Consider the following 13562-nt stretch of genomic DNA (forward strand, 5'->3'; position numbering starts at 1 on the left):
ATGCGGCCGGTTCGACTTGGCCTTGCGGGGACTGGTTTCATCGGCCGCATCCACTGGATGTGTTATCGGGCACTGCCAGCGATGTACGCAGAAGTTCCGGCGCGAGTCATGTTTGACACAATCTATACGTCACACCCGAATGAAGCTGATCGGTTCGAGTTTTCTCGAGCCCTCCCTTATGAATCCGTATCTTCGACGTGTGCCCAGATCGACATGCTGGACGTGTGCACCCCAAACGCCTCACATCACCCTCTTGTTGAGGCGGCAGTCGCGGTACATGTCCCTGTCTACTGTGAGAAACCGGTGGACCTGAGCGGCGAGCTTACACTTGAACTGGCCCGGAAGGCAGACAATACAGGCGTCCTGAACCAGACTGCCCTCGTGTACCGTTTCCTTCCTGCTATGGCAGCTGCGCGCGCGATTGTTCGAGCGGGCGTCATCGGCAATGTCGTGACATGGAGGGCTGTCCTGCTGCATGCCAGTTATCTCAACACTCAGCGAGCAATGACGTGGCGCTTGAGTCGCAAGGAATCTGGTGGTGGCGCGCTTGTCGACCTGGGTCTTCATATGGTCGATGCCGTGCGCATGGTCGCCGGCGAATTCGAAGCCGTGCGCTGCGTAACCAGAACAGTTGTTGGCGAGCGTCCCCGTATGGGAGCCCCAGATGGAATGTCCCGCGTCGATGTGGACGACTGGGCACTGGTCACGGCAGACCTGGTGAATGGCAGCACGGGAACGATTGAGGTTTCGCGGGTACATGCCGGACGTGAAGGAACCTTTGCCTTTGAGGTCTTTGGAACGAAGGGTTCAGTGACAGTTGACCTTCAGCGTGGGCGAGCGGTCGTCATGGATGCGGCTTCGCGTGACGTCACGCAGGACGTCGTTCTGGACGATCCGTGGGTAACCTACCTGAAGACTGCGTTTCCAAGTTCGAAAATGTCGATGGGACTCATGTGTGACATGCATGCTGCAAGCATCTATACATTTCTGGACGGTTGTACAGGCGGCGATGTTAGGTTCGCGGCCCGCCCGACTCTTGCGGAGGCTGGCTGGACACATCGCGTAGTCGATGCCTGCTATCAATCCGCCGACACTGGCAACCGGGTTGATGTGCAACGTCCCCAGGTGTCCTGACCGGAGCCAGGGTTCTTTCATGTCCTGCTGTATTCGAAAGGAGAAGACCATGAACATACCGGCATCTTCGCACTATGTCATCAAGACCGACCGCCTTTTTACACCCGATGAACTGCGGGGTACGTTCTGGATCGAAATTGAGGCTGGCCGGATCAAACACACTCTCACAGAGCAACCTTCTGGAATTGAAGTTCTCGATGCGACGGGCCTCCTTGTTGCCCCCGGCTTCATTGACGTCCATATTCACGGGTACGGCGGGCACGACATCATGGAAGCGAGCAGCGAAGCTCTCGAGTGTATGGCGACAGGCCTGCCACATGCCGGCGTCACGTCATTTCTGCCGACGACCGTGGGCGCGCGCATTGCCACTCTCCAGCACGTCATGACAACTTTGAGTCCCAAGTTGGCAACCGTCGAGGGAGCGAGACCTCTGGGGTGGCATCTGGAGGGACCATTCCTGAATGAAAAAATGCCAGGGGCCATGAATCCCGAGGATTTCGAGATACCGACCATTGCGAATGCCGAAGCACTGCTTGACAGTGGACCCGTCACGCTGATGGCCGTGGCACCTGAGCGTGAGGGGGCGATCCCGGTCATCGAGTATCTTGTCAGCCGGGGCGTGCATGTCTCCATTGGGCACACAGATACGGATTTTGAGCATGCTGTTGCGGGGATCGCCGCTGGCGCCACATCTATGAATCATCTCTTTAATGTGATGCGACCATTGCTACATCGCGAACCAGGTCCTGTGGGTGCTGCGTTCCTCTACGATGTCTATCTTCAATTCATAGCTGACGGCGTGCACACTCATCCTGCCACGATTGCACTGGTGAGCCGGTATCTCAAGGATCGACTCGTGCTTATTTCTGATTCTGTCCTGGCTGTCGGACTCGGCATCCAGGGCGAGTTCAATTTCGATGGACGGAAGGTGATGGTGGACGAAACCTCAGTACGGCTTCCTGGTGGGCGCCTTGCGGGTTCCATTCTGACGCTCGATCGGGCCGTCCGCAACGTGGTCAACATCGGCGGCCTTGACCTTGCGAGTGCTTTCCGCGCTGCAGGTCAGAACCCTGCCCGCTCCATTGGTTTGACCGATCGAGGTATTATTCGACCGGGAGCCGTTGCGGACATTGTTATCCTGACCCCCGACCTTCATGTCTCTTCCACGATCTGCGAGGGCAGCGTGGTCTACAGCGCGTAGGGCCGTGGCGGCAATCCAGAAGCTTATTGCTTGCGACCTTGATGGGACGCTGCTGGACAGCCATTCGCTCATCACCGAAGAAACGATTGCTGAATTGAGGGCTGCCCTGGTCCCCGGGATGGAATTCACCATCTGTTCCGGCCGGGAACAGTTCTCGATTATGCGGTTTGTTGAGCAGCTGGGGATCATCCACGTACCGATCATCAGTGAGACTGGCGCCGTTATCCAGGATCCGTTTGATGGGCACATTATTGCTGAGTGGAATCTCGCAGGTTCTGTCATAGGAGAAGTCCTCGACCTTCTGCAACGTAGCTCATACGATTTCAACTTTTTTCTGTTGAAAGGCAAGGACGTCGTGCTCTACAAGAATGCCGCCGCACCCTTCTTCCTGCAGAACACGCCATATGCGGAGCTGAATTCGCGTTTTGAGGATATTGGGGTCTGGAAGACTCACGATATGGAGGGCTATCGCAAGCTTGCCATCCGGTGTCGCCTGGAAGAGACGGATGCCCTCGAGTTGGACCTCGAGCACGTACTTGGGGTCACTGCGACGGTTGTGAAAGCTGACATAAACTGTATCGACGTCATGGGGGCAGGTGTCAGCAAAGGCAGCGCTGTCTCAACGTTGTCCTCCATGCTTGGCGTGGAGATGAAGAACATCATGGTTCTGGGTGACAATGAGTCGGACGCCAGCATGTTCAAGGTGGCAGGCGTTTCCGTAGCCATGGCGAACGGCGATCCCCAGGTGATTCGTATGGCTCGGTACGTGGCTCCGTCGAACGATGAACGCGGCGTCGTTGCCGCGGTTCAGCGATTTGTGAGCGGCGAGTATCACGCCTGAACCAGAGGTCCTGGATGCATATTCGAAAACTTGCGGTCTTTGATCTCGATCGGACACTTCTTGACGACCGGTCGGCCATTTCCGATGAGACGGCGGCACGCTTGCGAGCTGTCAGCGTTCCCGGGCTTGCGTGTACAGTTGCATCCGGGCGTGATCTTGAACGCATCGCACCATACGTTCAGCAGCTGGCATGGCTCTCAGTTCCCGTCATCGCGGAACAGGGGGCAATAGTCGTCGATCCGCAGAGCGGACACATCCTCATGGAGCGAGTCATATCTCCAGAGGTTCTCCTCGGGTCAGTGGAGACGGTGCGCTCGATAGACATTCCTGTGAACATGATTCTGTATGGTCGGGGCGATCCACAGGTGTTCCGCAACGCGGGCGCGCCCAGTTTTGTCGACGAGTGGGGGTCCAGCTGGTACACCAGTCACTTGCGCTATGTTCCAGCGGCAAGCGAGATCGCAACAGATGGAGTGCGGAAAATCTCTATCATATGCCTGCCTGGGAATACAGATGCTGTCAGGGACCTCGTCGTGGAAAGCCTGGGACCCCGGGCGAACGTGGTCAAGGCTGACAGGAACTTCGTCAACATCATGGACGCAGGCGTCAGCAAGGGTGCCGCACTTCGCTGGCTGATCGACTATCTTGGGCTCGAGAGTTCCCACGTGATGGCCGTGGGTGACTGCGAGGCAGACCGAAGTATGTTTGCAACAGCTCTGGTCTCGGTTGCAGTCGCAAATGCCGACGAGCAGACACGATCTCTGGCGAGGTTCGTGGTACCGTCGAACAATGAACAGGGCGCGGCGGTGGCGCTGGAGAGGTTCGCCGCAGGCGAGTTTGGAGTCTGAGACGACGGACAACATCTGATTCAGGAGGAATGACATGGCAGCAACAACGTATATTCAGGCAGTGAGATCTATGATCGACCGTATTGAAGAGACGCAAATGAACAACATACTGGAAGCCGCTCGCATAGTGGCAGACAGCGTTCAGAACGGTGGAATGCTGTTTGGCTTTGGAACGGGACATTCTCACATGATTGCCGAAGAGATGATGAGCCGTGCCGGCGGTCTCATCCAAGCACAGGGCATCCTGGAAACTGAGCTTATGGTACACATCAATGAGACACAGGCAACATATCTCGAACGTCTGCCCGGCCTTGCCCATGTCTACCTGACCAACTCGCCGGTTGAAGAGGGCGATGTACTGGTTGTCATCTCCAACTCCGGCCGTAATGCCGTTCCTGTTGAGATGGCCATGGAGGGCAAGAAGATGGGGCTGCACGTCATCGCCGTGACCAATGTTGCGCATTCGAAGGGGACTCCATCCCGGCATCCATCGGGAAAGAGGCTTTTCGAGGTAGCCGACCTTGTTCTGGATACGTGTGGCGAACCAGGTGACGCTCTGGTTTCTATCGAAGGCAGTCCAGCCAAGGCCGGTCCTGGCTCGACAATCGCGGGGGCAGTGCTGGTCGATAGCATGATGGTCGAGGTCATGGAATTGCTGGCGAAGAGAGGTGTCACTCCTGGCATTTTGCACAGCAGCAACAATGATGACAAAGCGGGTGCGCTTGAGAATGCGCGCGTTGCTTCTGACTTCGCTCGCAAGTTCAGCGAGCGACAGGTCCGTATGCAGTTGCGTACCAGAGAGGGCCTCGCAGACTAGACAGGTTTTGGAATTCGCAATCGAAGGGACCCCGGCCGTGAGTGTTGTCTGCTTACGGCCGTCCTTCACGCATGGAACTTGACATCCAATTTCCCTCCGATACATTGTTAGGGCTTCATTCGCACGAGCATTGACAATCAGGAGGTGGCTCATGAACGAAGACAGCATGATGAAGAAGGCCACGCGGCCCATCGAGAAGAACCGCCGGACACGGAGCAAACCAGCGAAGATCCGGCACCTTCAGAAGCAGCAGAAGCAGTGGATGGTGTCCAAGATGAAATGGCGGAAGCCCGGGACAAAACCAGGACTTGCGCCTTCTTCATTTCTGCACCGCGCACTCGTGGGCCTGTGGAGTCAATCTCGAGGTTGCTGTTCCTGAAGTTGTCTTGCCATCTGAGACTCGGTCGCCCTCGTAGAACGGCGAGGGTCTGTGGCCTTTAGCAGGAGATGTCCTGCACCTGGACGGCCTGTGGTCGGAGGCCCGCTTCGACCAGTGCCCTGTATTTTCCGTCTGGGCTATCCATGAGTTCCTCGTGAGTCCCCTGCTCGATCAGACGGCCGTCCTCCAGGTAATAGATGGTGTCTGCTCTCTGGATCGTCGACAGACGGTGGGCGATCACCAGCGTGGTCCGGCCTTTCATCAGCCTCTCGATGGCTTCCTGGACCTGTTGTTCGTTTTCTGTGTCGAGGGCTGATGTAGCTTCGTCGAGCAACAGCACGGGCGCATTCTGGAGGATCGCCCGCGCGATTGCGATGCGCTGCTTCTCGCCGCCGCTGAGGTTCCGCCCCGACTCCTCGAGCACAGTCTGGTACCCGTCTGGCAGCTGCATGATAAAGTCATGGGCGTTGGCAGCCCGGGCTGTCCTCTCGACCTCCTGCCGGCCGGGGTCTGGCATGCCGCCTAGGATGTTCCCGTAGACCGTGTCACTGAAGACGAAGGCATTCTGCGGAACGTAGGCGAAGTTCCCGCGCCACTCAGTGAGGGCTTGATCATAGATGGAATCACTCTCGACGGTTATCGTTCCACGCGCAGGTGCGTACAGCCCGAGCAGGAGCTTGAACAGGGTTGTCTTGCCGCCTCCGGACGGTCCAACGAATGCCACGGTCGAGCCCTTGCGCACAGTGAACCCGATGTCGCTGACGACAGAGTTGTCCGAACTAGGATAGGTGAAGGCCAGGTCACTGACGCCTAAGCCACAACGCGCAGACGCGGGCTCTGCCCAAGAACCGGTGAGGTGGTCGGGTTCTGCGGGGAGGCCCATAAGCTCCAGTATGCGTATCCCAGCTGCCAGGCTCACCTGCAGGTCGGCGAGAATCCTGGACAGCTGGCTAAAGAAGGTGGTAACGCCGTTGGACATCTGGATGAGGGCGACAAGCCTGGGCACGAAAGACGGATCCAGAGCGCTTCGATACGCACCGTATGCCATCAGCCCTATGAGGGTCGTGTCTGTCAGCACATCAACGGTCGCACGGGCAGCCTGCGTTGTCTCGGCGGCGAGCCCGGCCCGCAGGCGGTCTCTGCTACGGCGACGGAGGCGGTCGGTCATCCAGGTTGCCAGGTTGAATGAGCGGATGATGGCAGAGCCACGTGCCATCTGGCCGACGTCGCCCAGGAACGCGGCTTTCGCTTCCTGCATAGCCGTACTCTGGCGCCTGAGGGGAGCGAGGAGTGGGAGCGTGACCAGGAGCGTCAGGGACGAGAGACCAATGATGACCAGTCCGGCGCGCCAGTCGATGGCTAGTACGGTGATGATGGACCCGAAACCTGCACATAGCGTGTTTGCAACGTCCTGGAGCGTCTGCTTGTACATCTGACCGACGACCGCCGTGTCGTTGGTCAGCCGTGACAGCACTTCTCCTGGGCCCAGGCGTTCCAGCGCGGTCAGGGAAAGGCGGTTGACAGCTGCGAACGCGGCGCTCCGCACGTGGCGTTCGGAGCGTACCGCACCGATGACCAGCGCTCTCCCGGCAAACAGGACGCCCAGTGACGCGGCGAGTCCGGCGACCACGAACAGCATGACTGACCAGTTCAGCATGGGACGGTTGCCGCTCATCAATGCTCGTGTGAACGCAGAAAGGGAGATGGCGAACATACCGTTCAGCGCATAATTGGTGAGGCCCAAACCGACGATGCCCGCCGTATACTGGCGAGCAGCATCCCCTGTGCAGGACAGCAGCCTCCTCAGTGCCCTCCAGCTATCCACGGTCACTCTCCTGTGCCTGCTGCAGTTCCCAGAGCAGGGCATAGCGTCCCCCGGCAGCCAACAGGCTGGCATGCGTTCCCTGTTCGACGACACGACCGTTGTCAAACACATAGATCATGTCGGCGTCCTGGACGGTTGTCAGTCTGTGCGCCACTGCGACGACAGTTTTGTCCGGATAGTGCTCGACCAGCCGCGCATAGACACGACGTTCCAGTTCGTTGTCCAGAGCGGATGTGGCCTCATCCAGGATGATCAGCGGCGCGTCCTTGACCAGCGCTCGCGCGAGGGCTATGCGTTGTCTCTGGCCACCTGACAGTCGACCTCCAGTGTCCCCGACCAGCGTGTCCTCATGCTGTGTCATCTCCCCGACAAAGTCGGCGGCTGCCACGTCCAGAGCTTCGGCAATCTGGACCTGCGTCGCATCCAGGCGTCCAGTACGTACGTTGTCGGCGACACTGTCGCCAAAGAGAAACGCTTCCTGGTCGACGACTGCTATGGTTGCTCGGAGCGCAGAGAGGTCCCAATCCTGGACCGACAATCCATTGACCCGGACAGTTCCGGCGTTGGGGGTGTAGTCACCGGTAATAAGCCGCAGGACCGTCGACTTGCCCGAACCGCTGGTACCCACCAGAGCGACTTTCTGCCCCTGCTTCACTGTCAGTGAGATATCTTTCAGAGCTGGCTCTGCTGTCCCGGAGTAGGAGAAGGACACGTCCTCCAGGGTGAGGACATCATCCGCGCTCGCAGGGCCACGTGCCCCTCCTGTTCGCTCCACTGGAACGTCGAGCAGTTCAAGGACCCTGTGTGCAGCAGCCGAACCTGACCGGATGCGACCGAGCAGCCGGGGCATTTCCTGAAGGGGAAAGGAGAGGTAATTGACCAGCAGGACGAATGAGAACAGCAGCCCGATCTCGATACGGTGGGCCAGGGCCAGGTATCCTCCGACGGATAAGACGATGATGAAGGGCATAACTGCCAGCGTCATGCCTGTCGAGTACAGCTTCGCAACCTGGTTCGCCGCCGTGGTACTCCGTTCCTGCCACGAGGACAGCGCGTGCTCGTGGCGAAGAGACACGGTGGTGGTCATGTTCATGGCCCGAATGACTTCGGCGCCGGAGACTGCTTCCTGGGTTACCACACTTGCCTGTGCAAGGGCCTCCTGGGCGGCTGTCATGAGAGGTCCGAGGGGCCTGGTCAGAAATGACGCCACGAGCAGGAGGATAGGAGTGGGTGCAATGGATGCGACCGTAAGCAGCCAGTTCCTGGACAGCATGTATGCGGCCGCAAGGAGGGCCGTCAGAGCTTGTGACACGAACTGCAGGCTATCGGTTCTGACCAGTTGCTCGAGAAAGAGCATGTCACTCGAGAAACGGGACTGGATGTCCCCTGAGTGTTCGCCGTGCATTGCTGCAGCCGTCGCATGGGCAAGACGTTCGATGGCGCGGTCACGGAGGATCCGTTGCAGGCGCTCGCTGAAGTGGCCGGCAAGGAGCTTTCCAAGGAACGTGCACGCCACGGACGCCACACTGATAGCGACACCGACGACGATGACCTGCCGCAGAGCCACGAGACCGCTGCCGGCCACGACGAGTGACAGGGCACGGCCGAAGATGTCTGCGAAGGCTACCGTGGACACCGACACGACCACAGCGCATGCGACAGCTCCCACGAACAGCCAGGTTAGCGCGCCCGCTTCCTGGAACAGGCGTTTCATGAGATGTCCTCTGTTTGTTCCCGAGTAGTCGAACCGGTAACTGTCATCCTCGGCCCTGCCCGCAGCCCCTCGCTCATCGTCTCAACCCTTTCTCATGCATGTGGTAACCTCGACCTGTCGCAGAGGGCCGGCCTTGCAGCGTGTCTTACCAGGCGACACTGTACTTGCCTTCGTCGAGACGAGAAACGGTTGCCTTGCCTGCGAGTTGGCGCGCAGTGACCATCGCGTTTGCCAGACAGATGCCGATGTCGGGGAAACGGCCGGTATCGCCCTTGATGACGATCTGTGTGTCAGATGCCACTTCGAAGTTCCAGGGCTGGCGGTTCACGGCGGAGGGGGCAAGTCGGGCGGACTCCAGAACAGTGCGCACCAGGGGTGACGAATGTTCAGGGATGCCATCCTTGACCAGCTGTTCCAGCGACTTGCGTGTGTGTCCCCGTGAGAGAGCACTCATGACCACTGATCGGACCCCTTGCGCAGCCGGCTTGCCTACGGTTATTGAGCAGGGGCTGCCCGGCATCCGCACCTGTGCATACCAGCACGTTCCCCAACTATTTGCGAGCAGCGCCAGAACTATCTGCTCACCCTGGTAGCCATATTCGACAAGCTCCTCGTCGGACATGGGGCACTCGGCATACACCAGACCGCTGCACCCCATGGGCGAACGGTCGGCGATCTTCCACTCGAGATGGATGCTGTTGTTGAGCTGGACAGTGCCGGCGACCGCTTCCATGATCTGAGTCCTGTCGGCGTCAGTCAACGTGTGCTGCTCGTAGTCGCGTGTCGAATGACGCGTGCGTATCAGGTCGATGTAGTTGAGTTCTTTTTCCATTGGTCGAACCTCCTATTTGAGTGACGGCATGCGAATGCCGTGGTCCTTGGCAAACTGGATGGCTTTCGGATACCCTGCATCAGCGTGCCGTACGATGCCCATGCCTGGATCATAGGTGAGAACACGCGACAGGCGTTTGGCCGCAGCATCCGTGCCGTCGGCAACAATGACCATGCCGGCGTGGATGGAGTAACCGATCCCGACGCCGCCGCCGTGATGCACGGAGACCCAGGTAGCTCCTCCGATCGTATTGAGGAGAGCGTTGAGGATGGGCCAGTCGGCGATGGCGTCGCTGCCGTCCATCATCTTCTCGGTCTCACGGTTGGGTGAGGCGACGGAGCCACAGTCGAGATGGTCGCGTCCGATGACGATGGGCGCGGAGATCTTGCCGGATTTCACGAGGTCGTTGATGATAAGGCCAAACCGCTCACGCTCGCCGTATCCCAGCCAGCAGATGCGGGCGGGAAGCCCCTGAAACTGGACCTGGTCGTGCGCCATCTGGATCCACTTTACCAGGTGCTGATCATAGGCGAACTCCTTGAGGATAACCTCGTCGGTCGTCCAGATGTCCTTCGGGTCCCCTGAGAGTGCTGCCCAGCGGAAGGGGCCCTTGCCTTCCTCGAACAAGGGACGGATGTACTTCGGGACGAAGCCGTCGAACTTGAACGCGTCCTCGTACCCGTTTGCCAGGGCCTGGCCACGGATATTGTTGCCATAGTCGAACACGACGGCGCCTCGTTCCTGCAGGCCGACCATCGCCTTGCAGTGGACGGTGATTGCGTCCAGTGTGCGCTTCTCGTACTCGGCGGGGTTGCTCGCGCGCAGAGCGTATGCCTCTTCCAGCGGCATGCCGTTGGGGACGTATCCATTCAGCGTGTCGTGAGCAGACGTCTGGTCGGTGACGACGTCCGGGATGATGCCACGGCGCAACAGTTCGGGGAACACATCGGCCGCGTTGGCGACGAGTCCGATGGACAATGGGCGCTTCTCTGCGACGGCTTTCTGGACCATCAGCAGCGCCTCGTCCAGGTCGGTCACCATCGTATCTATGAACTTGGCGTCGAGACGTTTCTGGATTCGGGCCGGGTCACACTCGACAATCAGCCCAACACCCCCGTTCATGGTGATGGCCAGAGGCTGTGCGCCGCTCATGCCACCGCATCCACCCGTGAGGACGAATCGTCCGCTCAGGTCTTCCCAACCGGCCTGCCGGGCGGCAGCGGCCAGCGTCTCATAGGTACCCTGCAGGATGCCCTGAGCCCCGATGTAGATCCAGGAACCGGCGGTCATCTGGCCATACATGATCAGTCCCTTGTCTTCCAGCTTGTGGAATTCGTCCCAGGTAGCCCAGTGTGGGACCAGCATCGAATTGCTGATAATGACACGTGGCGCGTCGATATGAGTCTTCCAGACGGCGACGGGTTTGCCGGACTGCACGACCAGCGTGTCATCGACATCCATGCTCTGGAGCGTCGCGATGATGTCGGCGTAGGCCTGCCAATTGCGAGCAGCCTTGCCCTTGCCGCCGTAGACGACCAGGTCTTCGGGCCGCTCCGCAACCTCTGGATCCAGGTTGTTCATCAGCATGCGCATGGGAGCTTCCAGTTGCCAGCTTTTGCATGTCAGGGTCGTTCCGTGTGGTGCATGTATCGGTTCCATGTTCTTCCTCCTGTCAGACCGCATTGCTGCGAATCAGATTTCGTACTGCGTTGATGTCTTCGATGAACATGCGGTCGCCGTTTATGGGTGGAACGCACGTTCTGAGCTGTGCGAAGAGCTTGCTGGTCGCGAGACCGAGCTTGTCCTCGCCACCAAGGATGTCGACAGCCTGATAGGCGGCCAGCAGTTCGATGGCGACCACGGTGGCCACGTTGTCCGCAATCGAACGGGCTTTGCGCGCAGCGATGGTGCCCATGCTCACGTGATCCTCCTGGTCGGCGGATACCGGTATGCTGTCCACGGAAGCTGGATGTGCCAGTATCTTGTTCTCAGAAACCAGAGCGGCCTGCGTGTACTGGGCGATCATGAGGCCGGAGTTGAGGCCTGCATCGCGCGTCAGGAACGCCGGCAATCCCCGGTTGAGGGCGGGGTTCAGCAACCGGTTGGTGCGCCGTTCGCTGATGCTGGCCAGCTCTGCCAGCGCAATGGCGAGGTAGTCCATGGCCAACGCCACGGGTTCGCCGTGGAAGTTTCCGCCCGACAGGACGTCTCCGTCGGCAGGGAACAGGAGGGGATTGTCTGTGACTGCATTGAGTTCATTGAGCAACACGTTTTCCACGAAGTCGATCGTATCGGAGATGGCGCCATGGACCTGTGGCATGCAGCGGATGCTGTACGCGTCCTGGACGTCGTCGCATGTGCCGATGAGTTTGCTGCCTGCAACGTAGCTTAGAATGTCCCTGGCAACAGCGCCCTGTCCGGCGTGCCGGCGCAGATCGTGGATGCGTTCGTCGAAGGGTTCGAGACGGGCGCGGAGTGCTTCCATGGTCATGGCGGCTGCCAGGTTGGCGGTACGAAGGAGTGTGCGTGCGTCCGCAAAGACGAGAGCGGCTACACCGGTCATGACGGCGGTGCCGTTGATGAGGGCCAGACCTTCCTTGGCTTCCAGGACGACTGGCTTGGCTCCGATGGCGTCGAGGATTGCCTGACCCTGGAGGATTTCGCCGTGTACGGTCGCCGTTCCCTTGCCGATCAGCACGAGCGCCAGCGAGGCAAGAGGGGCCAGGTCACCAGATGCGCCGAGAGACCCTTGTGATGGGATCATGGGGTATACATGCTTATTGAGCAGTTCAAGCAGGAGTTGCTCTACCTCGAGACGAACACCCGAATGTCCGCTGGCCAGCGTATTGGCACGTACGAGTATTGTTGCTCGCGCCTCGTCCTCGGTGAAACAGCGGCCGACACCGACAGCGTGTGACAGGATGAGATTCTCCTGAAGCTTGCCCAAATCCTGGGGACCGATACGTGCGTTGCACAGAGAGCCAAATCCCGTATTGATGCCATAGACAGGGGCTTCATCCTGAACGATCTTCCGGACAAATGAAGAGGCAATATTGATCTGTTCCACAGCTTCCTTGCCGAGTTCGACGACGGCACCCTGGCGGGCGACACGGACGACTTCGCTGGAGGTCAGGCTGGAACCGGTAAGACATATGTTCATCTGTTCATCTCCTCGATGGTTGTTGTTAGTTCACTGAGTGAGGCGATCGCGAGGGTCTCTGTGGGCAACGACTCCTGGCGTCCAAAGAGAATGGCCTGGAGGCCGGCCGCGCGGGCTCCCTTGTAGTCCATGCGGTATGAGTCCCCCACATGGACGATCTCCTCCGGCTTCAGTTCGTTGGTGTCGACCAGTAGTTCCCAGATACCCTTGTCGGGTTTCAGAAACAGGGCTTCGTCCGAGAAGATGAAATGCGTGAATGGCTTGCGGATGTTCAGCATGTCGAATACTTTCAGCAGAACCTGCCCAGGCGTTTTGCCCGTGTTGGACGTCAAGGAGAGAGGGTAGTGCTGGGCCAGATCTGCAAGCAACTGTGGGGTGTCTGGCTCGACGAGGGCAGGCATCAGCTGGAAGATCGCCGCTTCATATCGGGGCAGGACAGCAGCGACCAGATCCCTGGAAGGGTACACGCTGGCCTGCGTCAGAACAAAACCGACCTGGCTGGAGGTTGTCAGAGTCCAGTCGCGCATCTCACGGACGTCTCTGCGCAAGACGTCGATGCGACGAAGACTCTCGTAGAGCCCATCCTCGGAAACGACAACATTGTGTTCGCCAAGGACTTCACGAATGGCTTGAGCCCGGATGCGGTCACGTAGAGCCTCATCCTGATCATGGTCTAGAATAAGCGTTTTCCACAAGTCCAGGCTTATCGCACGTATCATGTCTTCTCCTCCATCTCTTGCATATTTAGTATATGGCAAAGAGAGCGGGTTGTCACCCGTCGCATTGCACATCCTGAATCATCGTGAATGGA

12 protein-coding genes are annotated in these 13562 nt (G+C 58.9%); 6 read left to right on the forward strand and 6 right to left on the reverse strand.

The window, feature by feature from the left end; translation table 11 throughout:
- The 6 genes from SMC3_RS09285 (at nucleotide 1) to SMC3_RS06400 (ending at nucleotide 5220) form a co-directional block, all read left to right on the forward strand.
- The gene (locus SMC3_RS09285) at nucleotides 1–1134 is read left to right on the forward strand and encodes a Gfo/Idh/MocA family protein (protein WP_165846630.1); all 1134 of its coding nucleotides are present in this window, start codon (nucleotides 1–3) and stop codon (nucleotides 1132–1134) included.
- A gap of 49 nt (nucleotides 1135–1183) precedes the next feature.
- A complete protein-coding gene (gene nagA / locus SMC3_RS06380; protein WP_207799703.1) occupies nucleotides 1184–2335 on the forward strand; it encodes an N-acetylglucosamine-6-phosphate deacetylase in 1152 nt (383 codons plus the stop codon).
- 4 nt (nucleotides 2336–2339) lie between these two features.
- Nucleotides 2340–3176, forward strand: a complete 837-nt coding sequence (locus tag SMC3_RS06385; RefSeq protein WP_165846631.1) for a Cof-type HAD-IIB family hydrolase — start codon at nucleotides 2340–2342, stop codon at nucleotides 3174–3176.
- A gap of 14 nt (nucleotides 3177–3190) precedes the next feature.
- Complete coding sequence (locus SMC3_RS06390) at nucleotides 3191–4024, forward strand: HAD-IIB family hydrolase (protein WP_119087922.1); 834 nt, start codon at nucleotides 3191–3193, stop codon at nucleotides 4022–4024.
- Nucleotides 4025–4058: 34 nt separating this feature from the next.
- The gene (locus tag SMC3_RS06395; protein WP_119087923.1) at nucleotides 4059–4841 is read left to right on the forward strand and encodes a sugar isomerase domain-containing protein; all 783 of its coding nucleotides are present in this window, start codon (nucleotides 4059–4061) and stop codon (nucleotides 4839–4841) included.
- A gap of 151 nt (nucleotides 4842–4992) precedes the next feature.
- Nucleotides 4993–5220: a hypothetical protein gene (locus SMC3_RS06400; protein ID WP_119087924.1), complete on the forward strand. Its 228-nt coding sequence runs from the start codon at nucleotides 4993–4995 to the stop codon at nucleotides 5218–5220.
- Between the two features lie 58 nt (nucleotides 5221–5278).
- Here the strand turns inward: SMC3_RS06400 and SMC3_RS06405 are convergent, their stop codons facing one another.
- From SMC3_RS06405 to SMC3_RS06430, 6 genes are all read right to left on the reverse strand, one after another.
- Nucleotides 5279–7045 (reverse strand): ABC transporter ATP-binding protein, encoded by a 1767-nt coding sequence (locus tag SMC3_RS06405; protein WP_165846632.1) that lies wholly within the window; start codon nucleotides 7043–7045, stop codon nucleotides 5279–5281.
- Nucleotides 7038–8759, reverse strand: a complete 1722-nt coding sequence (locus SMC3_RS06410; protein ID WP_119087926.1) for an ABC transporter ATP-binding protein — start codon at nucleotides 8757–8759, stop codon at nucleotides 7038–7040. Before SMC3_RS06410 ends, SMC3_RS06405 begins: the two co-directional genes overlap by 8 nt.
- A 145-nt stretch (nucleotides 8760–8904) precedes the next feature.
- Nucleotides 8905–9591 (reverse strand): nitroreductase family protein, encoded by a 687-nt coding sequence (locus tag SMC3_RS06415; protein WP_119087927.1) that lies wholly within the window; start codon nucleotides 9589–9591, stop codon nucleotides 8905–8907.
- Nucleotides 9592–9603: 12 nt separating this feature from the next.
- The gene (gene hutU / locus SMC3_RS06420; protein ID WP_207799704.1) at nucleotides 9604–11250 is read right to left on the reverse strand and encodes a urocanate hydratase; all 1647 of its coding nucleotides are present in this window, start codon (nucleotides 11248–11250) and stop codon (nucleotides 9604–9606) included.
- Nucleotides 11251–11263: 13 nt separating this feature from the next.
- Nucleotides 11264–12751 (reverse strand): histidine ammonia-lyase, encoded by a 1488-nt coding sequence (gene hutH, locus SMC3_RS06425; protein WP_119087929.1) that lies wholly within the window; start codon nucleotides 12749–12751, stop codon nucleotides 11264–11266.
- Nucleotides 12748–13470, reverse strand: coding sequence for an HAD family hydrolase (locus tag SMC3_RS06430; RefSeq protein WP_165846633.1), 723 nt, complete (start codon nucleotides 13468–13470; stop codon nucleotides 12748–12750). Before SMC3_RS06430 ends, hutH begins: the two co-directional genes overlap by 4 nt.
- Nucleotides 13471–13562: the final 92 nt, after the last annotated feature.

Source organism: Candidatus Cryosericum hinesii, assembly GCF_003570985.1.
Classification (GTDB): domain Bacteria; phylum Caldisericota; class Caldisericia; order Cryosericales; family Cryosericaceae; genus Cryosericum; species Cryosericum hinesii.